The organism is Catenuloplanes sp. NPDC051500 (assembly GCF_044454585.1).
Taxonomy (GTDB): Bacteria; Actinomycetota; Actinomycetes; order Mycobacteriales; family Micromonosporaceae; genus Catenuloplanes.
Map to the genome: position 1 here is coordinate 485118 of NZ_JBITDX010000002.1, position 23380 is coordinate 508497.

The following is a 23380-nucleotide window of genomic DNA, read 5'->3' on the forward strand; positions in this document are numbered from 1 at the left end:
TCTTTTAGTCGATCAGCTCGTAGGCGGGCAGCGTCAGGAAGTCCGCGAAGTCGTCCGCGAGCGCGACCTGCTCGAAGAGCCGCCGCGCGTCATCGAAGCGGCTGTCCTTGAAGCCGGCCTCACCCAGCTGCTCCGCGATGCCGGCCAGCACCTCGTCCTCCAGGCGGTGCACCAGCTCGGCCGTGATCGCGGTGCCCTCGGCGGTACGGGTGCCCTGGTGGATCCACTGCCAGATCTGCGAGCGGGAGATCTCCGCGGTGGCCGCGTCCTCCATCAGGTTGTGGATGCCGACCGCGCCGTTGCCGCGCAGCCAGGCCTCCAGGTAGCGGAGCGCCACCTCGACGTTGCCGCGCACGCCCGCGTCTGTCACCTCGCCGGGCGTGGCGGTCAGGTCGATCAGCTGGTCCGCGGTGACCGACACGTCCGGGCGCTGCCTGCCGAGCTGGTTCGGCGCGCCGGCGAGCGCGGCGTCGAAGATCTCGCGGCACACCTCGACCAGGTCCGGGTGGGCCACCCAGGAGCCGTCGAAGCCGTCCCGGGCCTCGCGCTCCTTGTCGTCGCGGACCTTGGCGAACGCCACCGCGTTGATCTCCGGGTCGCGGCGGCTCGGGATGAACGCGGCCATCCCGCCCATCGCGAACGCGCCGCGCTTGTGGCAGGTGGCAACCAGCAGCTCGGTGTACGCCCGCATGAACGGCGCGGTCATCGTCACCGCGGCCCGGTCCGGAAGCACGAACGCCTCGCCCGCGTCCCGGAAGTACTTGATGATGCTGAACAGGTAGTCCCACCGGCCCGCGTTCAGCCCGGAGGCGTGGTCGCGCAGCTCGTGCAGGATCTCGTCCATCTCGAACGCGGCCGGGATCGTCTCGATCAGCACTGTGGCCCGGATCGTGCCGCGCGGCACGCCCAGGTGGTCCTGCGCGTACTCGAACACGTCGTTCCAGAGGCGGGCCTCCAGATGCGACTCCATCTTGGGCAGGTAGAAGTACGGCCCGGAGCCGCGCTCGATCAGCTCCTGCGCGTTGTGGAAGAAGTACAGCCCGAAGTCGACGAGCGCGCCGACACCAGGCCTGCCGTCGTCCCGCGGGAAGCGGCGCTCGTCCAGGTGCCAGCCGCGCGGCCGGACCACGATCGTCGGGTACGGCCCCTCGCCGAGCGCGTAGTGCTTCCCCTCCGGCGAGTCGAACGAGATCGTCCGGCGTACCGCCTGGTAGAGGTTGACCTGTCCGCCGAGCACGTTGGCCCAGTGCGGCGTGTTCGCGTCCTCAAGGTCGGCCAGCCACACCTTCGCGCCGGAGTTGAGCGCGTTGATTGTCATCTTCCGCTCGGCCGGGCCGGTGATCTCCACGCGGCGGTCCACCAGGTCCGGCGGCGCGGCCGGCACTGTCCACGTGCCCTCGCGCACGTCCACGGTCTCCGGCAGGAAGTCCAGCCTCCCGGTCCGGGCCACCTCGGCCCGGCGCAACGCCCGCAGCGACAACAACTCGTCCCGGCGGTCCGCGAACTGCCGCTGCAGGTCCGCGACGAACGCCACGGCCTCCGGGGTGAGGATCTCGGTCATGACGCCTCCGATGTGGGCGGTGCCGACGGGTGACACTGTGGGCGGTGGTGCTGCTCCGGCCCCGGTCAACGGTATACCGAAATGATCACCGCGAGGACCGAGACGACGAGCGCGGCGACCGCGAACGCGATCAGCAGGTGCCGGCTGTCATCGCCGCGGCGCACCTCGGACGGCAGGTCGGACACCACTTCAACAAGATCACCGTGGGTACGGGCGGTGAGCGCGGCATCGACCCGGGAGGTGAACTCGTCGAGCGAGAGCCGCCCAGCGGCGGTGTGCCGCTCCAGGTCGGCGACCACGCGCTGCCGGTCCGCGTCCGAGGCACGCAGTAGGGGGTCCGTCACGCGCTCAGACTACGCAGAAACCGGCCCCCCACAACACGTCCCTTCGATGTAGCCTCAGCCAACCCGACGGTCGGGGCTAGGAGGTTTCAATGACGAACTCCCCCGGCGGCCTGCTGATCATCGAGCGGCTCCTGCGTGACCGGGACAGTGTGTGGCGGCAGATCATCGACGAGCGCGGTCTCGGCACGATGAGCCTTCAGATGCTTGCCAGCTCCTCGCTGAGCTTCGCGCTCTACGGCATCGTGCTCGGCGCGTCACACAGCTGGACGCAGGCGCTGTCCTCGTTCGTGAAGCTCCCCCTGCTGTTCCTGGCCACACTCGCCATCTGCCTGCCCACGCTGTACCTGTTCAACCTGGTCTTCGGCGCGCGGCTGTCGGTCATGCAGGCGGTCACGCTGATCCTGGTGCCGATCACCGTCACCGCGGTGCTGACGCTGGCGTTCGCGCCGATCAGCCTGTTCTTCCTGATCACGTCGAACAGCTACGCGTTCTTCAAGCTGCTCAACGTGGCGATCCTGCTGCTCACCGCGATCGTCGGGCTGCGGTTCCTGACCGCGGGCATGACCGCGTTCAACGCGCACCAGGTCGAGGCGGCCCGCGCGGTCACCCCGGCGGAGACGGTGCCCGCCGAGGTGAAGGAGCCCGCGCTCGTCGGCGCGCCGCCGGCTGAGGCCCCGCCGGCGAACGGTGTGCTGCCGCCCGGCGCCTGGGACCAGCAGCCGTACCCGGCGTACCCGTACCCGCGCCGGACCGAGCAGCAACTCCCGGCCGGGCAGCGGCCCGCAAGCATGACGCTGCTCTACATCTGGATCGGGCTGTTCGGCTTCGTCGGCACTCAGCTGGCCTGGACACTGCGGCCGTTCTTCGGCAGCCCGGAGGAGCCGTTCGCGCTCTTCCGCGACGTCAACGGCACGTTCTACGCCGACATCTTCACCACGATCGGTCACCTGCTCGGCGGCTGAACGAATCTTTCCCGCGCGACGATGAGCCGTTTCGCCTCCACTTCCGTATCTACCCCCGACGGGGTGGGACGAACCGCGGAGGCGTAAATGGCATCGTTGGGGCGAGACGACGAGTACGAACCTCGCTCCAGGGACGCGGACCGGCAGGACTGGCGGCGTCCCTCCCACGATTCCTACAGCGCTGCGCCGACGCCGCGGGCCGGGCGCCGGCGCGCGCCGGAGACGGACTACGACGACTACGAGCCGGCAGCGTCGGCCAGCGGCTCGTTCACCGCGTACGGCGCGACCGGCTCGTTCGCCAGGGTCAACGCGCCGCAGACGGACCCGTGGGCGGCCACCGCCCCGGCGTACCCGCCCGCCACCTCCGGTTACGCACCAGCGGCCCCCGCCTGGGAGCCCCCGCCGGACCCGTGGGCGCAGACCGGCGCCGGCTATCAGCCGCCCGCGCCGCGCGCCTCCCGGAACCGGGACACCGACTCCCCCCGCCGCGGCCCCCGGTTCATGGTGGTCGGCACGCTGATCGTGGCCGTCGCGGCCGGGGCCGGCACCGCCGGTGCCTGGTACGGCGCGACCCGCGCGGGCGCCGTCAACCGAGCCGACAACTCCGCGAACACGCAGCTTGTCGGCACGGACGGCGCGCAGCTGACCACCACCGCCGAGCAGGTGCTTGCCGGCGTGGTCCTGATCGAGGTGAACACTGAGGACGGCTCGTCGTCCGGCTCCGGCTTCATCATCGACGGCGAGCAGCACATCATCACGAACAACCACGTGGTCGAGGGCGCGGTCACCGTCACGGTCTCCGGCCAGGACGGCGAGTCGATCAAGGCGAACGTGATCGGCACCGACCCGAAGACCGACATCGCGGTGCTGCGGATCGCCCCCTCCGAGGCGCTCGAACCGCTCACCATCGGCAAGTCAAGCGAGCTGCGCGTCGGCGAGACCGTGCTTGCCGTGGGCGCGCCGCTCGGCCTCTCCGGAAGCGTCACCTCCGGCATCGTCAGCGCGGTCGACCGCCGCGTCCGCCTCGGCGGCGAGGGCGCCACCCGGCAGACCGCGGTCCAGACCGACGCGCCGATCAACCCCGGCAACTCCGGCGGCCCACTCGTCAACTCCACAGGCGAGGTCATCGGCGTCAACACCGCGATCGCCACGCTCGAGGGCGGCGGCTCGATCGGCATCGGTTTCGCCATCCCGATCGAGCGCGCCTCCGAGGTCGCGCAGGGCCTGATCTCCGCCGAGGGCTGACGCGACCACCCGCCCTCTGCACTACCGTCACGGTGTGACCGACTTCCGGCGGCGGATCCCCCGCACCGACACCGCGCTCGCCGATCCCCGTCTCACCGCCGCCGCCATCCACCTCGGCCGGGCTGCCGTGAAAGCCGTCATCGTCGAGGCACAGGACCGGGCCCGCCGCGGTGAGATCACCCCCGAGGAGGTGATCTCCTCCGCAGCCGCGAGTCTCCCGCCCGCCGGAATGCGCCAGGTGATCAACGCGACCGGCGTCATCGTGCACACAAACCTCGGCCGTGCTCCCCTCTCCGCCGACGCGGTCACCGCCGTCACCGAAGCCGCCGGGTACACAGATGTAGAGCTCGACCTGCACACCGGCCGCCGGGCCCGCCGCGGACGCACCGCGATGGCCGCGCTTGCCGCCGCCGTTCCCGAGGCCGAAGCCGTGCACGTGGTCAACAACGGCGCGGCGGCCCTGGCACTGGCCGCGACCGCGCTGGCAGCCGGGCGGGAGATCGTGGTCAGCCGCGGTGAGCTGGTCGAGATCGGCGACGGGTTCCGGCTGCCGGACCTCCTGGTCAGCACCGGCGCACGGCTACGCGAGGTGGGTACCACGAACCGGACGTCGATCACCGACTATGTGGACGCGATCGGCCCGGAGACCGGTTTTGTGCTGAAGGTGCACCCGTCCAACTTCGTGGTGTCCGGCTTCACCTCGGCCGTACCCGTGAATGATCTTGCGGGTCTGGGTGCGCCGGTGATCGTGGACATCGGATCGGGCCTGCTGACGCCGCACCCCGCACTGCCGGACGAGCCGGACGCCGCCTCCGCGCTGGCCGCCGGCGCCACGCTTGTCACGGCGAGCGGCGACAAGCTGCTCGGCGGCCCACAGGCCGGCCTACTGCTCGGCGACGCGGACCTGGTGGAGCGGCTGCGACGGCACCCGCTGGCCCGCGCACTGCGCGTCGACAAGCTCACGCTTGCGGCGCTGGAGGCCACACTGCACAGCCAGGACGTGCCGGTACGGCGCGCCCTCGACGCGGACCCGGACACGCTTCACGCACGGGCCGACGCCCTGGCCGAAGCGCTGCGGTCGGACGGGATCGACGCGGTCACCACGGAGACCGACGCGGTCGTCGGTGGTGGCGGCGCCCCGGGCCGCACGCTGCCGTCGTGGGCGGTCTCGCTTCCGGAGGAGTACGCCGCGCGCCTGCGCCTCGGCGATCCGGCGGTGCTCGGCCGGCTGGAGCGCGGGCGGCTGCTGCTCGACCTCCGCTGCGTGCCCGCCGCCCGCGACCCGGAGCTGCGTGCCGCATGCACGTCGTAGCGACCGCCGGGCACGTGGACCACGGCAAGTCCACACTGGTCCGCGCGCTGACCGGGATGGAGCCGGACCGCTGGGCCGAGGAGCGCCGCCGCGGCATGACAATCGATCTCGGCTTCGCCTGGACCGCGCTGCCGTCCGGTGACACAGTCGCGTTCGTCGACGTCCCCGGCCACGAGCGGTTCGTGCCGAACATGCTGGCCGGCGTCGGTGCGGTCCCGGCCGCCATGCTCGTGGTCGCCGCGGACGGCGGATGGATGCCGCAGTCCGAGGAGCACCTGACCGCGCTCGATGCGCTCGGCGTCCGGCACGGGTTGCTCGCCGTCACCCGCGCTGACCTGGCCCCGCCCGGCCCGGCCCGCGACCAGGCGCTCGACCGGATCGCCCGCACCTCCCTCGGGCGCATCCCGTCTGTCGCGGTCAGCGGCGCGACCGGCGCAGGCCTGCCGGAGCTGCGTCACGCGCTGGACGGCCTGGTCGCCTCGCTGCCCGCACCGGACCCCGGCGCGCCGGTCCGGCTGTGGGTGGACCGCGCGTTCACCGTCCGCGGCGCCGGAACCGTGGTGACCGGCACGCTCGGCGCCGGGCACCTGCGGACCGGCGACGAGCTGGAGTTGGACGGCCGCCCGGTCCGGATCCGCGGCCTCCAGTCGCTCGGCGAGACCACCGAGACGGTCGGCCCGGTCGCCCGCGTCGCAGTCAACCTGCGCGGCGTCGACCGGGACGCCGCGGGCCGGGGCACCGTGCTGCTCACCCCCGGCGTGTTCGTCCCCACCGACGAGCTGGACCTGCGCCTGGACGGCCTGCCGGTCGCGGAGCTGCCACCCTCGGTCACTGTCCACGTCGGTTCCGCCGCGGTGGTGGCCCGAATCCGCCCGCTCGGCCCGGACACGCTGCGACTCCGACTGGCCCGCCCGCTCCCGCTGCACCTCGGCGACCGGGTCCTGCTCCGCGACCCCGGCCGCGCCGGCCCGCGCGTGCTGGGCGGCGCGACAGTGCTCGACGTCCGTCCCCCCGCGCTGGGCCGGCGGGGCGCGGCCGCGGCCCGCGCCACCACGCTGAGCGCCATGACAGGCGTCCCGGACGTGCACGACGAGCTGCGCCGCCGCGGCCTGATCCGGCGGGGCGACCTCGCGCGGATGGGCGTGCCCGTCACCGTCGCGCCGGTGGCCGGCGAGTGGCTTGCCGATCCCGGGCACTGGTCCGCGCTGCGCGCCCGGCTCACGGACGCGGCGACCGCGTACGCGAAGGAGCACCCGCTGGAGCCGGGCGCGCCCGCCGAGGCGCTGCGCCATCTGCTCGGCCTTCCGGACATCGCGCTTGTCGAGGCACTTGTGACAGCGCCGCTCTCCTACCGGGACGGCCGCATCCTGCCCGGCGACGCCGGTGTGCCACCGGCGCTGGCCCGTGCGGTAGCGGCCGTGCGCGCCGACCTCAGCGACACCCCGTTCGCCGCCCCGGACGCGGCCCGGCTCGCCGAGCTGGGCCTGGGCCGCCGCGAGTCCGCCGCCGCGGTCCGCGCGGGCCTGCTGCTCCGCGTAGCCGAGGGCGTCCTCCTGCTACCCGACGCCATTCCCGAGGCCGCGCGCCGGCTGGCCGCGCTCTCCTCCCCGTTCACTGTCAGCGAGGCCCGCCAGGCTCTCGGCTGCAGCCGCCGCGTCGCCGTCCCGCTCCTCGAGCTCCTCGACACCCACGGCACAACCCGCCGCCTCCCCACCGACGAAAACCGCCGCGAGCTGCTCTGATGCCATGAGGCGAAGTCTGTTCGCCGCCTGATCGAGAATGACGGCACCGCGGGCCCGGCAAGCAGCTCCCTCATCGCCGAGCCTCCGCGCGGATTACACCTGCAAGAGCTGATGTCTCTTTTTGATCGCTCATGTTCGGCGCGAACAAGAGCCGGGATTCATGCCGCCTTTGCGTCCGACGCTCACATTAAAGAAAACTTTCAGTTGACAGCACAAGCATTGGGTACGACGTATCGCTGATCACAATTCATTTCGCACACATGTCCGACCTGGACCGTCGTTTAGCGTGGGGACTACACTGGCCGACCGAGCCCAGAGCTTGATCAATCGGCATCCCTCCGAATCGAGGCTGACGCGTGGCACCACCAGGCGGAGATGACCTCTGGCACGGCCCCAAAGCCAAGTGGCCGAACGACAGCGATCTTCACCCAGCCATGAAGAGGGCACTGAAGAGCGCGCGGCAAGCCGGATGGCATCTCCGTGAAAGCCTCGGACACGGATACGGCCGAGCTTTCTGCCGCCGCGTGGAACGGGGCGCCCCGGTATGCAAGATCATTGTTGATACGACACCGAAGAATCCCCAAGACCGCGCGAAGGATCTGGTACGGGCGATCCGCGACTGTCCGCACCATTTCGCCGACGTGTCGGTTGATCTCTCCCATGCCGGAGATCTTTTGGCGGGCGCCGAAAAGCTCCTGGACGCGGCAGAGGACTTCCTCGACGCCGAGGAAGCACAAAGCATGGCGGCCGATGCGTGGCAACGCGCTCAGGATCTGCTGGATACCGCGGTGGACAACGCCGAAGAAGTCGAGCACATCATGGCCACCGCCCAGGAATTCGACGACGAAGCTCGCCAGCTCACGCGAAGCGGCTGGGTCCGCGGATCCGAGGTGGCCGGCCCAGGCGGTTCACCGGGCGTGTACGTGGCCGGCGCGGAGGAGCGCGTCGACGAGGCTTCCGGCGTTGTGGCAGAGGTTCCCGATCCGGAGAATCCCATCCTTATCGCACTGAAGAGTCGGCTCGACATCGCGCGCAGGCGCATCGCCGACGTTCGGCTGCGTCTTGGGCACAGAGGACCGTAACGTGTTGGCAAGTGCCAACGTTGGCTATAGCATCGCGAGACAGCCGCGCACCGGGAGGACACCCTTGTACCGGATCGCCCTGCGTGTCACTGGCGTAGACCTTGACGACGACCGAGTGTTCGGCGCAGTCCTCGATCATCTCACCGATATGACGTGGATGGAGATCGATGGGCGAACCATCGCGATCATCCATGCGCCGGGCAATCCCGTCGGGGCCGCGTCGCAGGCCGCCCGTCAGATCGCGGCCTCGCTGCCAGGTGCCCGAGTGGTGGAGGTCGATCAGGACATCGTCGGCGTGTCGGACATCGCGAAACGCGTCGGAGTCACACGGGAGGCCGTTCGCCTGTGGGTGGACGGCAGGCGAGGTCCCGGCAATTTCCCGGCCCCCATCGCTTCCGCCGGTGGCGGCGAGCGCGGCTCGATGCGACTGTGGCAATGGGCCGCCGTGAACGATTGGCTTCGCCACTATCAGCTACATGACGACGAAGAGAACCTGTCTGCGATTCAGGTGGCCGAGATCAACGCATCTCTGCACCGCGTCATCGGACCTGTCGATCGCGAGTGGCAACAGGCCGCCAGCAGCGTCCACGTTTCTATGAGAATGCTTGAAAACAATCATGCAACGTCGGGAACGGCGCCCGATGACCGCTTGAGCAGCCTGCGTGCGACATATCTAGATCCAGTGGCCTGGCATGAACGTAGATCGGTGAATGCGAGCGACACCAAATGACTGAAACCGCGAGCCCTCCAGCTGAGGTCGATACAGACTTGTGGGACGTCGTCCAGGGCGTCGAGCTGATCGACATTCGCGTGGTCCGCTGGAACAGTGAACTGCTGGACTATGCGTCCAACTCAGTCGGGAAATTCGATCCGGTCCTGGACGTCGACTTCCGCCGAGACGACGAGACGATGCAACTTCGCTGGTCGTTCGATTCCACACTCAGTTCAGCGACCGGCCAGGAGGTGGCCACGCTCGGCCTCACACTGGTGCAGACCTTCGCGTTCACCGACGCCATCGCGAACGTGGAGCTGAGCAGGGAGCTGGTACAGAGGTTCATCGCGAAGACGGCGGTCATCTCCATCATTCCGTTCGTGCGGGAAGCCGTGCAGACGATGACCGTCCGCCTCGGCCTCCCCGCCGTCACCCTCGGTCTGGTGCGAGCCGGCGAAACCGGGCCGCAGGTCTTCAGTGTTCGCGGGGAACAGCGGTAGAGACCGGGTGCCAGGGCTCGGCGACGGGGATCAAGATGCCTGACCGAGATCCCCGGGGACACCGATTGGACGACAGGGGTGAAAGCCCCGCCCGCATGCGGTTTCAGAGCCAGCTCAGAACGTGTAGCGGGTCTGGGTGTAGGGCGCCTTTGTGAAGGCCAGGATCTTCGTGGGGGTCAGGGCGTAGACCGGGGCGACGTTGCCGTGGCCCGGGTCGCGGAAGGCGCCGTCGTGGACCTCGAACTGCCAGTCGAGCTTCGACTGCCAGAGGGCGGCAAGCCGGTGCAGCAGCTCCGGGTCACGGGTGACGGCGGCGGTGCCCTCGACGATCACGTCGAGGCCGGCCCGGTACGTATTGGTGCCGGTGGTCAGCACGCAGGCGGGTTGGGAGGCGAGGTTGCGTGCCTTCTGCTCGTGCGCGCCGGTGCAGAAGTACGCGCGTCCATCCACCCACATGGCGGGCAGCGGGGCCACGTGCGGGCGGCCGTCGGCGCGGACCGTGGAGAGCCAGAACATCTCCGCGTCGATGAGGACGCGCTCGGCGTCGGGCCAGGGCAGGGCGGGGGAGCCGGGTTCGCTGAACTCGGTGATGTGCGTGGCGACGGGTGTCATGAACAGGTTCTACCGGAGAAGGGGTGGTTAGCGCGCGATCGACGGGGTAGACAGGGCGCAGGGAGGTGAGCGCCGTGGGGATGAAGACCTTCATCGAGGGCTGGCCCGTGTGGCGGCAGCTCACCGGCACCGACCCGCTCGGGCGGGGTGCGGCGGCGCAGTCCGCGCGGTCGAAGGGCCTGACCGCGCGCACCGAGACCGCCGACTCCGTGGCGAAGTCCGTGTGCCCCTACTGCGCGGTCGGCTGCGGCCAGCGCGTCTACGTGAGGGACGGCGCGGTCACCCAGATCGAGGGCGACCCGGACAGCCCGATCTCGCGCGGGCGGCTCTGCCCGAAGGGGTCGGCCAGCAAGAGCCTGGTCACCAGCCCGTCCCGGGTGACGAAGGTCCGCTACCGGCGGCCGTTCGGCACCGACTGGGAGGAGTTGGACCTGGACACGGCGATGGAGATGATCGCCGACCGGGTGGTGGCCGCGCGCGAGCAGACCTGGGAGGACAGCGACGCGCACGGCCGGCCGCTGAATCGCACGCTCGGCATCGCGAGCCTTGGCGGCGCCACGCTCGACAACGAAGAGAACTATCTGATCAAGAAGCTCTTCACCGCGATGGGCGCGATCCAGATCGAGAACCAGGCGCGCATTTGACACTCCGCCACCGTTCCCGGTCTGGGGACTTCTTTCGGCCGTGGCGGGGCCACCGGGTTCCAGCAGGACCTGGCTAACGCGGACTGCATCATCATCCAGGGTTCCAACATGGCCGAGGCGCACCCGGTCGGGTTCCAGTGGGTGATGGAGGCGAAGAAGCGCGGCGCGACGATCATCCATGTCGACCCGCGGTTCACCCGGACCAGCGCGATGGCGCACAGGCACGTCCCGATCCGGGCCGGTGCGGACATCGCGTTCCTCGGCGGCATCGTGCGCTACATCCTGGACAACGAGCTGGACTTCCGGGAGTACGTGCTTGCGTATACGAACGCGGCCACGATCATCGATGAGGACTTCCGGGACACCGAGGATCTGGACGGGCTCTTCTCCGGCTACGACCCGGAGAAGAACGTCTACGACCAGGGCAGCTGGAACTACGCGGGGCACCAGGAGCGGACCGAGGACAGCGAGGAGGAGTCGCACGCGCAGCGGGAGACCGCGGCCGGCCTTCAGCAGGAGTCCCACGGGCCGCCGATCCCGGCGGAGACACAGCGGGACGAGACGCTCCAGGACCCGCGCTGCGTCTACCAGATCCTCAAGCGTCACTTCGCCCGCTACACGCCGGAGCTGGTCGAGAGCCTCACCGGCGTACCCGCTGATGAGTTCGTGAAGGTCTGTGAGGCCTGGACGCGGAACTCCGGCCGGGAGCGGACCACGGCGCTTGTCTACTCGGTGGGCTGGACGCAGCACAGCGTCGGGGTGCAGTACATCCGGACCGGCGCGATCATCCAGCTGCTGCTCGGCAACATGGGGCGGCCGGGCGGCGGGATCATGGCGCTGCGCGGGCACGCGAGCATTCAGGGCTCCACCGACATCCCCACGCTGTTCAACCTGCTGCCGGGGTACCTGCCGATGCCGACGGCCGGGCGGCACGACACGTTCGACGAGTGGGTGGACAGCATCCGGCACCCGGGGCAGAAAGGGTTCTGGGCGCACGCGCGCGCCTACGCGATCAACCTGCTCAAGGCCTACTGGGGCGACAGTGCCACCCCGGAGAACGACTGGGGGTACGGGTGGCTGCCGCGACTGACCGGCGACCACGGCACGTACCAGCAGGTCCTGAACATGATCGACGGGAAGATCAAGGGGTACTTCCTGCTCGGGCAGAACCCGGCTGTCGGCTCCGCGCACGGCAAGGCGCAGCGGCTCGGCATGGCGAACCTGGACTGGCTGGTGGTGCGCGACCTCTACGAGATCGAGAGCGCCACGTTCTGGAAGAACGGGCCGGAGGTGGAGACCGGGGAGATCACGCCGGAGACCTGCCGGACCGAGGTGTTCCTGCTTCCGGCCGCGAGCCACGTGGAGAAGGAGGGCACGTTCACCCAGACGCAGCGGCTGTTGCAGTGGCGGGAGAAGGCCGTCGAGCCGCCGCAGGACTGCCGCTCCGAGCTGTGGTTCTTCTACCACCTGGGCCGCATGGTGCGTGCGCGTCTGTCGGGCTCGACACTGCCGCGTGACCGGGCGGTGCTGGATCTCGCCTGGGACTATCCGGTGCACGGGGAGCACGACGAGCCGAGCGCTGAGTCGGTCCTCAAGGAGATCAACGGGTACGAGACGGCGACCGGCCGCCCGCTGTCCGCGTTCACGGAGATGCGCGACGACGGGAGCACGCTCGGCGGCTGCTGGATCTACACCGGCGTGTTCAAGGACGGCGTCAACCAGGCGGCCCGGCGCAAGCCCCGCGACGAGCAGGACGAGGTCGCGACCGAGTGGGGCTGGGCCTGGCCGGCGAACCGCCGCACGCTCTACAACCGGGCATCTGCCGACCCGGACGGCCGGCCCTGGTCTGCGCGCAAGGCCTACGTCTGGTGGGACGAGGAGGCCGGCGAGTGGACCGGCAAGGACGTGCCGGACTTCGAGAAGACCAAGCCGCCGTCGTACCGGCCGCCGGAGGGAGCGAGCGGGCCGGAGGCGATCGCGGGCGACGACGCGTTCATCATGCAGGGCGACGGGAAGGGCTGGCTGTACGTGCCGAGCGGGCTGATCGACGGCCCGATGCCGACACACTACGAGCCGGCCGAGTCGCCGATCCGCAACCCGCTCTACACCCAGCAGGCGAACCCGACGCGGAAGATCTACGTGCGCGCGGACAACGTGATCAACCCGAGCCCGCCGGAGCCGCACAGCGAGGTCTTCCCGTACATCTTCACGGTCAGCCGGCTCACCGAGCACCACACGGCCGGCGGGATGAGCCGCACGCTGCCGTACCTGGCGGAGCTGCAACCGGGGCTGTTCGTCGAGGTGTCGCCGCAGCTGGCCGCGGAGCTGGGGCTGGCACACATGGACTGGGCGCACCTGGTGACCGGGCGGTCCGCCGTGGAGGCCCGCGTCTTCGTCACCGAACGGATGCGGCCGCTGCGCGTGGAGGGGCGGGTCGTGCACCAGATCTGGCTGCCGTACCACTTCGGCGCGAACGGCCTGGTCACCGGCGACTCCACAAACGACCTGTTCGGCCTCACGCTCGACCCGAACACGCTCATCCAGGAGAGCAAGATCGGCACCTGTGACCTGGTGCCGGGGCGGCGGCCTCGCGGTCCCGAGCTGCTGTCCTACGTGGCCGCCTACCGGCGGCGTGCGGGACTGACCGATGACCATGTAACGCCGATTCTGACCGGGGATGACGATGGGTAGCCTCTACGGTCCGCTCGATCCCGCGCCGGACGCCGGATACACCGACGCGCCGCCCCGGATGGGCTTCTTCACCGACACCAGCGTGTGCATCGGCTGCAAGGCCTGCGAGGTCGCCTGCAAAGAGTGGAACGGAGTGCCCGCGGACGGGTACGACCTGCTCGGCCAGTCCTTCGACAACACCGGCGGGCTGTCGGCGAACTCGTGGCGGGCGGTGGAGTTCATCGAGCAGTCGGCGCCGGCGGGCGGCTGTGGCGCGGGGGCCGCACCCGCGGTCGGCCTCGGCATGCCCGGCATGGGACCCCCACCGGGCGAGAGCCGGCCGGACTTCCGCTGGCTGATGATGTCCAACGTGTGCAAGCACTGCACGCACGCGGCCTGCCTGGACGTCTGCCCGACCGGCGCGCTGTTCCGGACCGAGTTCGGCACTGTCGTGGTGCAGGAGGACGTCTGCAACGGGTGCGGCTACTGCATTCCGGCCTGCCCGTACGGCGTGGTCGACCAGCGTAAGGACGACGGCCGGGCCTGGAAGTGCACGCTCTGCTACGACCGGATCGGCGACGGTCTCACCCCCGCCTGCGCCAAGGCCTGCCCGACCGAGTCCATCCAGTACGGCGAGCTGTCCGAGCTGCGGGAACGCGCCTCCGAGCGGGTGGACGCGCTCCGCGCCGCGGGCGAGACCACGGCCCGGCTCTACGGGCACGACGAGAACGACGGGGTGGGCGGCGACGGCGCGTTCTTCCTGCTCCTGGACGAGCCCGAGGTCTACGGGCTGCCGCCGGACCCGATCGTGACCACCCGGGACCTGCCGTCGATGTGGAAGCATGCGGGCATGGCGGCGCTGACGATGGCGGGCGTGGTGGCGGCCTCGTTCCTCGGCGGCCGGCGATGAGCGCGGGCGGCACCACAGGCGCCGCACCGGGGCCGGGCAAGGACGGCCTGCCGGTGGCCCGGAGCGCCGAGCGGGACGTGCGTCGCGGTCGCGGTCGCGGCAGGTCACGTGAGGAGCTGATGGTCCCGGAGGCCGAGTTCCGCAGCTACTACGGCCGCCCTGTCGTCAAGGCGCCGGTGTGGACGCACGACGTGGCCGCCTACCTGTTCACCGGCGGGCTCGCGGCCGGGTCCGCGCTGCTCGGCGCCGGCGGCGACCTGACCGGGCGGCCCGCGCTGCGCCGTGCCGGGCGGCTGACCGCGCTCGGCGCGCTCGGGGCAAGCACGTACTTCCTGATCGCGGACCTCGGCCGGCCGGCCCGCTTCCACCACATGCTTCGCGTCGCCAAGCCGACCTCGCCGATGTCGATGGGCACCTGGATCCTGTCCGCGTTCGGCGGCGCGGCAGCTGTCGCCGCGGCGGCCGAGCTCGGGCCCGCGCTGCTCCCGGACCGCGGCCCGCTTCGCCTGGTCCGGCGTGCGCTGCCGGTCACCGGGCGCGCGGCAGGTCTCGCCGCCGCGGCCGCCGCGCCCGCGCTCGCCACCTACACCGCGGTGCTGCTTGCGGACACCGCCACGCCGTCCTGGCACGAGGCCTACCCGGAACTCCCGTTCGTCTTCGGTGGCAGCGCACTGGCCAGCGGCGCCGCGGTCGGCCTGATCGCCGCTCCGACAACCCAGAACCAGCCGGCGGTACGGATGGCGGTGGCCGGCGCCGCGCTGGAGATCGCCGCCTCGCAGCGGATGGAGCACCGGCTCGGGCTGCTCAGCGAGCCCTACCGGCAGGGCTGGGCGGGACGGCTGCTGCGTCTCAGCCGGGTGCTCACCGTCGCGGGCGCGGCCGGTGCGGTGCTCGGGCGGCGCAGCCGGGTGCTGTCCGCGCTCGCCGGGGCCGCGCTGCTGGCCGGCTCCGCCGCGACCCGGTTCGGTGTCTTCGACGGCGGGGTGGCCTCGGCGAAGGACCCGAAGTACACGGTGGTGCCGCAGCGCGCGCGGGTGGCGGCCCGGGCCGGGATCGCTGCCGCCGACGGAGGCACCGCAACGCCCAGCAGCACCGCGACGCCGAGCAGCGCTGTGGCGCCGAGCAGCGCTGTGGCGCTCGGCAGCACCGCGACGCCGAGCAGCACCGCCACGCCCAGCAGCACCGCCACGCCCAGCAGCACCGCCACGCCCAACAGCACCGCCACGCCCAACAGCACCGCCACGCCCAGCAGCGCCGCGACGTCGAGCAGCGCTGTGGCGCTCGGCAGCAGCACCGCGACGCCCGATGACGATGTGGTCGCCGGGGGTGGGCCGGAGCTCGGCGGCCGCCGTCCTGCCGCGGAGCACGAGCACAAGCACCGCGACCCGACCGCATGACCACGTCGTTCGCGCTTGTCGGCTTCGGCTTCCGGGCGGCGACGCTGCACCGCGTCTCCACCGCGCTTGACGACCTGGACTGTGTCGGCGCGGTCGTCCGGTCGCCGCGCGCACTCCCCGTACCCTCATATCCGTCTTTATCGGCTCTTTTTGACCGAGCGCGGCCGGACTTCGTGGTCACCGCGGTGCCACCGGCGGAGAACCCGGCCCTGATCCGGGCATGTGTCGCGCGCGGTATGCCGGTGCTGGCCGAGACGCCCCCGGCGCCGGACCTCGATGCGCTGCGCGCGCTCTGGGCCGACGCCGGCGACAGCGGGCTGGTGCAGGTCGCGGAGCAGTACCCGTTGATGCCGTCGCACGCGGCCCGCGCTGCCGCGGTCCGGGCCGGGCTCATCGGCACGCCCACCCAGGTGCAGGTCTCGTCCACACAGCTCTACCACGCGGTCGCGCTGATCCGCGGGCTGCTCGGGGCCGGGCACGCGCCTGCGGTGGTGCGGGCGAGCCGGACCGAGGCGCCGCTGCTGCACCCGCTGGACCGGGGCGGCTGGACCGGCGAGACGACGCCGCGCACCGCGGTCACCACGATCGCCACGCTCGACTTCGGCGCGGCCGGGTCGGGGCTCTACGACTTCACCACCGGGCAGACGCGCAATCAGCTGCGGTTCCGGCGGCTGCTGGTCCGGGGCACCCACGGCGAGCTGCGGGACGACGAGATCACCCACCTGACCGGGCCGCGCGGGATCGCCCGCACACCGCTTATCCGCCGGCAGACCGGGCACGACCTGGACCTCAACGGGTACGACACGTCGGCGATCACGTTCGGCGCCGAGGTGCTGTGGAGCAATCCCGACGAGGGGCGGCGCTGGAACGACGACGAGATCGCCACGGCAGCGCTGCTCTCCTCGACGGCCGCGTGGGTGCGCGGGGACGGGCCGCCGCCGTATCCCCTGGCCGAGGCGGCCCAGGACCACCTGATCGGGCTAGCGATCGAGGAGTCCGCCACGCGCGACCGGCCGGTCATGACGACCGCGGAGGCCTGGTCACGGTCCGGCTGACCGGGGCGCCGGTGGGCTTCGATCCGGCGCCCCGGCTCACTCAGCGCCGGTCCGTCTCGATCCGCTCCTTACGGACGCGGCCGTTGACCGTCTCCTCCTCCTCGACCGTCTCGGTGCCGAGCCGCACCCGTTCGACCGGGACCGCCTCGGTGCGGACCACCGGGCGTTCGGCGTGCAGCGTGACCTCGTGCTCGGCCTCGCCGATGTCCGGGCCGGAGTAGGCGTCGTCCCGGTTCGCGTCGGTGATCGGCTCGCGCTCCAGGCGGATCTTCTCCCGCTGCACCGGCACCGTGGTCCTCACATCCTCGGTGACCACGTACTTGCGCAGCCGGGCGGTTCCGGTCGCGTGCCGTTCGGTGCCGACGTCGAGCCGCTCCTCCGAGCGGGTCATCGCGTCGTCGTCACCGCTCTCGTGGTGCCGGCCGGTGGCGGCGTAGTACTCGTAGACCTGCTGCACGCCCTCGGCGTCGAGCGGCTCGTCGTCCTCGGTCTCGATCCGCGGCGCCGACGTGATCGTGGACTTGTCGTAGGGCACGAACAGCGCGCCGTCCCGCAGATCGGCGGCGGCGAGCGGGACGAGCGTGTCATGCAGGCCGAAGAAGCCGGTGCGGACGCTGATCCACTCGGCCTCGGTACCGTTCCGGCCGGACCACACCTGCCGGACGGTGCCGACCCGGTCCCCGTCGCGGTCGTAGACGGTCCGGTCGGGCAGGGAACTCCAGTGCTCGGACGCGATGCTCACGGCTGCTCCTCACTGTGTCTCAAAAATGCGGACAACGAGGCGATACCCGGGTTGCGCAGCGTGAACTGTCCGGACACGAAAGGTGACATGAGTGAGTGCCGTTCAGGCGCCTAGACGACGACGAGCGTGCGGCCGTCCTCCGCCGCGCGCAGCTCGCCGATCACCGGGTAGCCCGGCACCTCGCCCGCGACAAGCAGCCCGCCCGAGGTCTGCGCGTCCGCGAGCAGCAGCAACTCGTCCTCGGACACGCCGTCCGCGGCCAGGTGCGGGCGTACCCACTCAAGGTTGCGGCGGGTGCCCCCGCTGACGAAGCCGTCCGCAAGCGCAGCCCGGGCCCCGTCCAGGTACGACACGGCGGACGAGTCCACGAACGCGGTGACGCCGCTGGCCCGGGCCAGCTTGTGCAGGTGGCCGAGCAGTCCGAACCCGGTCACGTCCGTCGCGCAGACCGCCCCCGCCGCTACCGCTGCCTCAGCCGCGTCCCGGTTCAGCGTGGTCATCGTGGCCACCGCCTGCGGGAACGGCTCACCTGTCGACTTGTGCCGGCTGTTGAGCACGCCGAGCCCGAGCGGCTTGGTAAGCGTCAGCGGCACGCCGGGCCGCCCCGCGTCGTTGCGCAGCAGGCGGGCCGGGTCGACCAGGCCGGTGACCGCCATGCCGTACTTCGGCTCCGGGTCGTCCACGCTGTGCCCGCCCGCCACCGGACAGCCGGCCCCGCGCGCCACGTCCAGGCCGCCGCGCAGCACCTCCGCCGCCAGCTCCATCGGCAGCAGGTCCCGCGGCCAGGCCAGCAGATTGATCGCCACGATCGGCGTGCCGCCCATCGCATAGACGTCGGACAGCGCGTTGGCGGCCGCGATCCGCCCCCAGTCGTAGGCGTCGTCGACCACCGGCGTGAAGAAGTCAGCGGTCGACACCACCGCGCGATCAGGCCCGATCCGTACCACCGCCGCGTCGTCCCCGTCGTCCAGCCCGACGATCAGGTCGCGCTCCGCCTCGCCCGGCCCGCCCCACAGCCCCGCAACGACCGCCTCCAACTCACCCGGCGGAATCTTGCAGGCGCAGCCGCCGCCGTGCGCATACCCGGTAAGCCGTCCCTGCTTGGTCGTCGTCATCCGTCCGACTCTGCCACGCCTCCCGCCGGACCGCCCGGTTCAGCTTGCTAGGGTGCCGGAGAAGGCGATCGAGTGGCTGGTGCCCTCCCCGATCTTCAAAATCGGTGTGACCGAGTCTCTCGGTCAGGCGGGTTCGATTCCCGTCCGCCTTCGCTCCCCCTCCCGAAGATCACATTCTTCGAGCAGGTCTTCCCACTTCCGCGGTGGTCGCGGCCCGCACGCTCCCGCGGGCTCCGGTTCCGCGGCGGTTCCGCCCAGAGCCGAACCCGGCGCGCGACGCCTTTCGGCGGGCAGGGCGAGGTCAGGCGGTTTTGGTGCGGGTGCGGATGAACCAGGTGGACGCGAAGCCGAAGAGCGTGGTGACCAGGAGCGCGGTCCAGGCGAAGTCCTTGAGGTAGCGCTCGGCGGCCTCGCCGACCCAGACGATGAAGAAGACGGTGCCGAACGCCCAGACCAGGCCGCCGGCGCCGTTCGCGATCAGGAAGCGGCCGTAGGGCACGTGAAGCGCGCCGGCGAGCGGGCCGGCCAGGATGCGCAGCAGCGCGATGAAACGGCCGAAGAACACGGCCCAGACGCCCCATCGGGCGAAGACCTGTTCCGCGCGGGCCAGGTGCGGCGGGCCGAGGTGTTTGGGAAAGCGGCGGCCGAGGCGGATCAGCAGCGGGCGCCCGCCGCGGCGGCCGATGCCGTAGCCGATCGAGTCGCCGATGATCGCGCCGGTCGCCGCGCCGACAGCGATGTACCACGGGCTGAAGCCGGCGCTTACCGAGAGCAGCGACGCGGAGATCAGCGCCAGTTCGCCGGGGAGCGGGATACCCATGCTCTCGCCGCCGATGATCAGCAACACGACGGCGGCGATCGCGGCGGGTGGCAGCGTCGACAGCCAGTCAACGAGATCGTGCACGACTGCCGACGCTACCCGTTCCACAGGGTCAACTTTGCGTGATCACCACATCGTCGACGGCCGCCTCGACCAGGCTGGCCGTGGACGCGTCGGCCGCATCGATGAGGATCCGGACCGACTGGCCGGCGAACGCGGAGATGTTCACGCTCGCGGCGGACCAGGAGGCGGCCCGGTCGGACGCGGCGCCGGACACGGTGAGCACGGTGCTCGTGGTGCTGCCGGCCACCCGTACCCGCAGGTAGTCAGCACTGCTGGAGTTGCTCAGGTGCGACAGGTAGTACGAGAACGACAGCGTCAGCGTGCCGGACGACGGCAGCGTGATCGCGGGCGACCGGACGCTTGTGATGCCGCCGTCGACATCGTTCGCACCCGCACTACTGCCCGCCGCCGCGCCGGTGACCAGGTCATATCCGCCGGTACGCGCCGCGAGCTGGGTCGCCACGCCGGAGCTGGTAGTGCCGGGCGTGCCGCGCTCCCACACACCGGCGGTGGCGGTGTCGGACCCGTCCGGGTTGACGGTCCAGCCGATCGCGGTCTCCAGGCCGTCCGCCCAGACCTGCGTTCCAGGGGTTCCACCCCCGGAGGCGAGCGTCCAGATCGAGTGCGCGATCGCGTCCGCGTTCCGGTCCAGCGCGGTGTCGTTGATGTTGGCCGTGGTGTCGCAGGACGCGTGGTAGCACGGGTCGAAGCGCGCGCCCGAGGTGCCGCCCCAGAGCGTGGCCTGTGCGCTGGTCTTGGTGCCCTCCGCGCCGGTGAACGTGCCACCAGCGGGAATCCCGACCGCGATGAACGGCCCGTAGTCGCTGCGCCCGTCGAAGTCGGTACCGCGGGTGGGTACGCCGATCCCGGCGAAGTAGCCCTCGATCACGTCCTCGATCTCCGCGCTTCCGGCCGGGCCGGGGCCGGAACCGGTGCCGTCCGAGTTGTCGCCGTCGTAGACGAAGTAGCCCGGGTTCGGCGACCCGACCATGTCGAAGTTGAGGTATCCGGTGATCTGCGCCCGCGCGGCCGCGGACAGGTTGTTCACGTAGTACGTCGAGCCGCGCAGTCCCTGCTCCTCCGCGCCCCACCAGCCGAAACGCAGGTGCCGGTCCGGCGTGAAGCCGGTCTGCGCCACCGCGAGCGCGCTCTGCAGGATCGCCGCCGAGCCGCTGCCGTTGTCGTTGATGCCCGGCCCGGCGGTCACGCTGTCCAGGTGCGCGCCGGTCATCAGCACGTCGCTGGTGTCGCCACCCGGCCAGTCCGCGATCAGGTTGTAGCCGGTGGACCCGCCGTAGGTGAACGACTGCACGACAGTGGTGTAGCCGACCGCGTCCAGCTGGCCCTTGACGTAATTGATCGAGGCGAGGAAGCCGGGGCGGCCGTGCGCGCGATTCCCGCCGTTGGCGGTCGCGATCGACTGCAGCTGGGTGAGGTGCGCCTTCACCGCGGTGACCGAGATGTCCGGCGCCGCCGCGTCGTCCGCGGGCGCCTGGAACGCGCCGGCCGGCATGATCAGCAACGCGGCGGCGGCCGCTACGTGCCGTCTTTCGAGGTGCAGCAAGTGGATCTCCCCGGGGGTGTAGGGATTGCGGAGCGCCGGTGGGCGCTCCCGCGAGGCTCCCCACTCCCCCGGGCGTTATCAATAGCGGTGCATCAATTCCTTCAGATGCCGCTCATTCCCCCGTCGACCAGGGAAAACACATCATGCGTGGATGATGGGCGCGACGTTATCGACTGCCGCGGAGCGGTGCCGGCCTTCTGCCGCGGTCCGGTTTGATTCCGGCGAAGACTTAAGGAAACCCACAACCCCCGCGGGGGTACGAGATCAGCGCGCGAACAGCCCGGACGCGGCGAGCAGATCCGCCAGGTCCTCGATCATGTCCGCCTCGACCGCGCCCTCGTCGCGCAGGCCCGCCGCGGCCAGCCTGCGCTCCGCCTCCGCTTGCTCCACGCCCAGCGCCAGGCACACCGCCCGCGCCGCCGCCCGCGCGCTCCGCCCGTTGCCCGCGAGCCAGGCGAACACGTCGCGCACGTCAGACCCGCGGGCCAGCTCCCGGCGCGCGAACGCCACCGACGCGTCCCCAAGCGCGCGCGGCGTCATGCGGGGTCCCGCAGCACCGTGCCCTCGATCAGGCCGTACGGCCGGTCGTCCGCATGGAACACCTCGGCCGCCGCGTCCAGGCCGAACGGCGTGCAGTCCACGACGAAATGGTGCTTGTTCGGCAGTCGCAGCCGGACCTCCACCAGGTCGGGGCAGGCCTCAAGCACGGCCGTACCCATCGCGTAGAGCGTCTGCTGCAGCGAGTGGCTGTAGGTGCCCACGAACGCCGCGACAAGCGCGTCCCGGGCGGCGACGTGGACCGCGTTGAAGTCCGCCTCGGCCGCGGCGAAGCGCCAGGTGGCGTCCACCGCGGTGGCCAGGATCCGGTCCGACGTCTCGGCAAGCGTCGTGTAGTCGTCCACGATGAACCCGGTGAACTCCGAGTCTGTGGAGTTGAGAAGCGTCAGCCCGGCCAGGCCACCGGTGATCTCGGTGCTCCCGGAGGACACCACCACCGCGGCGGTACGCACGGCGGACCCGTCCCGGGAGAACGAGTGCGGCCCAAGCCGGTTCCACGGGTACTCCTCGATCTCCACCCGTGCGGTGCCGATCGTGGGCTGCGACGACGTGAAATGCCGCGCCAGCAGCAGCGCGAACGCCTCCGGCGAGGCCACGCCGTGCCGCTTCGCGAACGCGTACACCGTGTTCTTCTGGGTGTCGGTCGGCAGCACGTTGGCGTTGTCGCCGGTCAGGTGCGTGGCGGAGAGGTCACCGGAGAGCGCGACGCTGACGTTCAGGTCGGTGATCGTGTGGGTGCCGCCGTCGCGGACCACCCGTACGACCCGGGTCTCGGCCTTGCCGTACCTGTTCGGCCCGAGCACGATCGCCACGGTCAGCTCCCTCGGTAGGTGGTGTAGCCGTACGGGCTGAGCAGCAACGGCACGTGGTAGTGCCGGTGCGGGTCATGGACGTGGAACGCGATGGTGATCTCCGGGAAGAACGCGTTCCCCCCGAGGTACGGCTCGACGTAGAAGACCAGCCGGAACCCGCCCACCTGCCACGCGTTGACCGGCGCCCACTCGCGCAGCCGCCCGTCGTCGTCCGTGCGTCCCTCCGCGATCTGCGCCCAGCCGTCCGCGTCCCGCCGCTCCAGCCGCACGTAGACGCCGCGGGCCGGCTCACCGGAGACGGTGTCCAGAATGTGCGTGGAGATGCTCGCGTACTCGGTCATCCGAACAGCCTCTCCAGCCGCAGCCGCACGATCTTCGTCAGCTCACCGTGCACCACGCGACGCTCGGCCGCTTCGTCGTTGCCGAGCCGTTCCCGCGCCGCGGCAAGCATCTCCACGTCGGACCGGCCGCTCGCGAAGATCAGGAACACGTGCCCGAACCGCTCCTCGTAGTCCGCGTTCGCCTCGGCCAGCGCGGCGCGTACGTCATCGGGGGAATCGTCCATCCCGGACTGTTCGCGCCGCGACCAGGCGCTTTCCCGGTCCCCGCCGGTCACCCGCTGCCCGATCCGCGGGTGGGCGGCGAGCGCCTCAAGCACGTCGTCCCAGGTCAGCACGGCCAGCACGGCATCGCTGACGCTCAACAGGGGATCAATCCCGGGGTACGGCCGGCGCGCCGCCACCTCGGTCGCCCAGCGGGTCGAGGCGCAGCAGGTGCGCAGCTCCTCGCGCGCCTGTTCCACCGGGAGCTGGTTGAAGTCGGCGAGCGTCACCCGGACAGTCAACCAGCCAAGCCATCGATCATGAAGCTCTTTGATCACCATTTTGCGCGCCGGAAACGAACGCTTCGGTTGTGCACAACTAAATTGTGGGCTACCTTTGCCGGGTGACGGATGATC

Annotated in this window: 22 protein-coding genes and 1 tRNA gene; 12 read left to right on the forward strand and 11 right to left on the reverse strand. The window is 71.0% G+C overall.

What is annotated here, in order from left to right; translation table 11 throughout:
• Positions 1-4: 4 nt before the first annotated feature.
• Entirely contained in the window at positions 5-1561 is a 1557-nt protein-coding gene (aceB, locus tag ACIA8K_RS05165) for a malate synthase A (protein WP_396055139.1), read from the reverse strand.
• Between the two features lie 65 nt (positions 1562-1626).
• Positions 1627-1905, reverse strand: coding sequence for a DUF1707 domain-containing protein (locus ACIA8K_RS05170; protein ID WP_396055141.1), 279 nt, complete (start codon positions 1903-1905; stop codon positions 1627-1629).
• Between the two features lie 89 nt (positions 1906-1994).
• Between ACIA8K_RS05170 and ACIA8K_RS05175 the strand changes: the two genes are divergently transcribed.
• The 7 genes from ACIA8K_RS05175 to ACIA8K_RS05205 all read left to right on the forward strand — a co-directional run bounded on the left by ACIA8K_RS05175 (position 1995) and on the right by ACIA8K_RS05205 (position 9460).
• A complete protein-coding gene (locus ACIA8K_RS05175; protein ID WP_396055143.1) occupies positions 1995-2867 on the forward strand; it encodes a hypothetical protein in 873 nt (290 codons plus the stop codon).
• An 87-nt stretch (positions 2868-2954) separates the two neighbouring features.
• Positions 2955-4112: a S1C family serine protease gene (locus ACIA8K_RS05180; protein WP_396055145.1), complete on the forward strand. Its 1158-nt coding sequence runs from the start codon at positions 2955-2957 to the stop codon at positions 4110-4112.
• A 34-nt stretch (positions 4113-4146) separates the two neighbouring features.
• Positions 4147-5424, forward strand: a complete 1278-nt coding sequence (gene selA, locus ACIA8K_RS05185; protein WP_396055147.1) for an L-seryl-tRNA(Sec) selenium transferase — start codon at positions 4147-4149, stop codon at positions 5422-5424.
• Entirely contained in the window at positions 5412-7166 is a 1755-nt protein-coding gene (gene selB / locus ACIA8K_RS05190) for a selenocysteine-specific translation elongation factor (RefSeq protein ID WP_396055149.1), read from the forward strand. The genes selA and selB overlap by 13 nt, the downstream gene beginning before the upstream one ends.
• A gap of 434 nt (positions 7167-7600) precedes the next feature.
• On the forward strand, positions 7601-8248 hold the full coding sequence (locus ACIA8K_RS05195; RefSeq protein WP_396055151.1) for a hypothetical protein: 648 nt from the start codon (positions 7601-7603) through the stop codon (positions 8246-8248).
• 64 nt (positions 8249-8312) lie between these two features.
• On the forward strand, positions 8313-8978 hold the full coding sequence (locus tag ACIA8K_RS05200; protein WP_396055152.1) for a hypothetical protein: 666 nt from the start codon (positions 8313-8315) through the stop codon (positions 8976-8978).
• On the forward strand, positions 8975-9460 hold the full coding sequence (locus ACIA8K_RS05205) for a hypothetical protein (protein ID WP_396055154.1): 486 nt from the start codon (positions 8975-8977) through the stop codon (positions 9458-9460). The genes ACIA8K_RS05200 and ACIA8K_RS05205 overlap by 4 nt, the downstream gene beginning before the upstream one ends.
• A gap of 114 nt (positions 9461-9574) precedes the next feature.
• On the opposite strand, the gene ACIA8K_RS05210 is transcribed toward ACIA8K_RS05205, so the two are convergent.
• Positions 9575-10072: a pyridoxamine 5'-phosphate oxidase family protein gene (locus ACIA8K_RS05210; RefSeq protein WP_396055156.1), complete on the reverse strand. Its 498-nt coding sequence runs from the start codon at positions 10070-10072 to the stop codon at positions 9575-9577.
• 74 nt (positions 10073-10146) lie between these two features.
• Between ACIA8K_RS05210 and fdh the strand changes: the two genes are divergently transcribed.
• From fdh to ACIA8K_RS05230, 4 genes are read left to right on the forward strand one after another with little or no spacing between them, the layout of a single operon-like run.
• The gene (fdh, locus tag ACIA8K_RS05215) at positions 10147-13407 is read left to right on the forward strand and encodes a formate dehydrogenase (RefSeq protein WP_396055158.1); all 3261 of its coding nucleotides are present in this window, start codon (positions 10147-10149) and stop codon (positions 13405-13407) included.
• Entirely contained in the window at positions 13394-14296 is a 903-nt protein-coding gene (locus tag ACIA8K_RS05220) for a 4Fe-4S dicluster domain-containing protein (RefSeq protein WP_396055160.1), read from the forward strand. Before fdh ends, ACIA8K_RS05220 begins: the two co-directional genes overlap by 14 nt.
• Positions 14293-15693 carry an NrfD/PsrC family molybdoenzyme membrane anchor subunit gene (gene nrfD / locus ACIA8K_RS05225; RefSeq protein WP_396055162.1) on the forward strand — a complete coding sequence of 467 codons (1401 nt, stop codon included), beginning with the start codon at positions 14293-14295 and terminating at the stop codon, positions 15691-15693. The genes ACIA8K_RS05220 and nrfD overlap by 4 nt, the downstream gene beginning before the upstream one ends.
• Positions 15690-16748 (forward strand): Gfo/Idh/MocA family oxidoreductase, encoded by a 1059-nt coding sequence (locus tag ACIA8K_RS05230; RefSeq protein ID WP_396055164.1) that lies wholly within the window; start codon positions 15690-15692, stop codon positions 16746-16748. Before nrfD ends, ACIA8K_RS05230 begins: the two co-directional genes overlap by 4 nt.
• A 40-nt stretch (positions 16749-16788) precedes the next feature.
• Here the strand turns inward: ACIA8K_RS05230 and ACIA8K_RS05235 are convergent, their stop codons facing one another.
• Together ACIA8K_RS05235 and selD are read right to left on the reverse strand one after the other, a co-directional pair.
• Positions 16789-17490, reverse strand: a complete 702-nt coding sequence (locus ACIA8K_RS05235; protein WP_396055166.1) for a DUF2382 domain-containing protein — start codon at positions 17488-17490, stop codon at positions 16789-16791.
• Between the two features lie 110 nt (positions 17491-17600).
• Entirely contained in the window at positions 17601-18605 is a 1005-nt protein-coding gene (gene selD / locus ACIA8K_RS05240) for a selenide, water dikinase SelD (protein WP_396055168.1), read from the reverse strand.
• A 60-nt stretch (positions 18606-18665) separates the two neighbouring features.
• Between selD and ACIA8K_RS05245 the strand changes: the two genes are divergently transcribed.
• A tRNA-Sec gene (locus ACIA8K_RS05245) sits at positions 18666-18758 on the forward strand.
• Positions 18759-18906: 148 nt separating this feature from the next.
• Here ACIA8K_RS05245 and ACIA8K_RS05250 read toward each other — a convergent pair.
• The 6 genes from ACIA8K_RS05250 to uraD form a co-directional block, all read right to left on the reverse strand.
• Entirely contained in the window at positions 18907-19509 is a 603-nt protein-coding gene (locus ACIA8K_RS05250) for a DedA family protein (RefSeq protein ID WP_396055170.1), read from the reverse strand.
• Between the two features lie 28 nt (positions 19510-19537).
• Positions 19538-21001, reverse strand: a complete 1464-nt coding sequence (locus ACIA8K_RS05255; protein ID WP_396055652.1) for a M28 family peptidase — start codon at positions 20999-21001, stop codon at positions 19538-19540.
• 315 nt (positions 21002-21316) lie between these two features.
• Positions 21317-21592 (reverse strand): hypothetical protein, encoded by a 276-nt coding sequence (locus ACIA8K_RS05260; RefSeq protein ID WP_396055172.1) that lies wholly within the window; start codon positions 21590-21592, stop codon positions 21317-21319.
• Positions 21589-22422: a factor-independent urate hydroxylase gene (pucL, locus tag ACIA8K_RS05265; protein WP_396055174.1), complete on the reverse strand. Its 834-nt coding sequence runs from the start codon at positions 22420-22422 to the stop codon at positions 21589-21591. Before pucL ends, ACIA8K_RS05260 begins: the two co-directional genes overlap by 4 nt.
• Before the next feature lie 2 nt (positions 22423-22424).
• Complete coding sequence (gene uraH, locus ACIA8K_RS05270; protein WP_396055176.1) at positions 22425-22763, reverse strand: hydroxyisourate hydrolase; 339 nt, start codon at positions 22761-22763, stop codon at positions 22425-22427.
• Positions 22760-23254 (reverse strand): 2-oxo-4-hydroxy-4-carboxy-5-ureidoimidazoline decarboxylase, encoded by a 495-nt coding sequence (uraD, locus tag ACIA8K_RS05275; protein ID WP_396055178.1) that lies wholly within the window; start codon positions 23252-23254, stop codon positions 22760-22762. The genes uraH and uraD overlap by 4 nt, the downstream gene beginning before the upstream one ends.
• Positions 23255-23380: the final 126 nt, after the last annotated feature.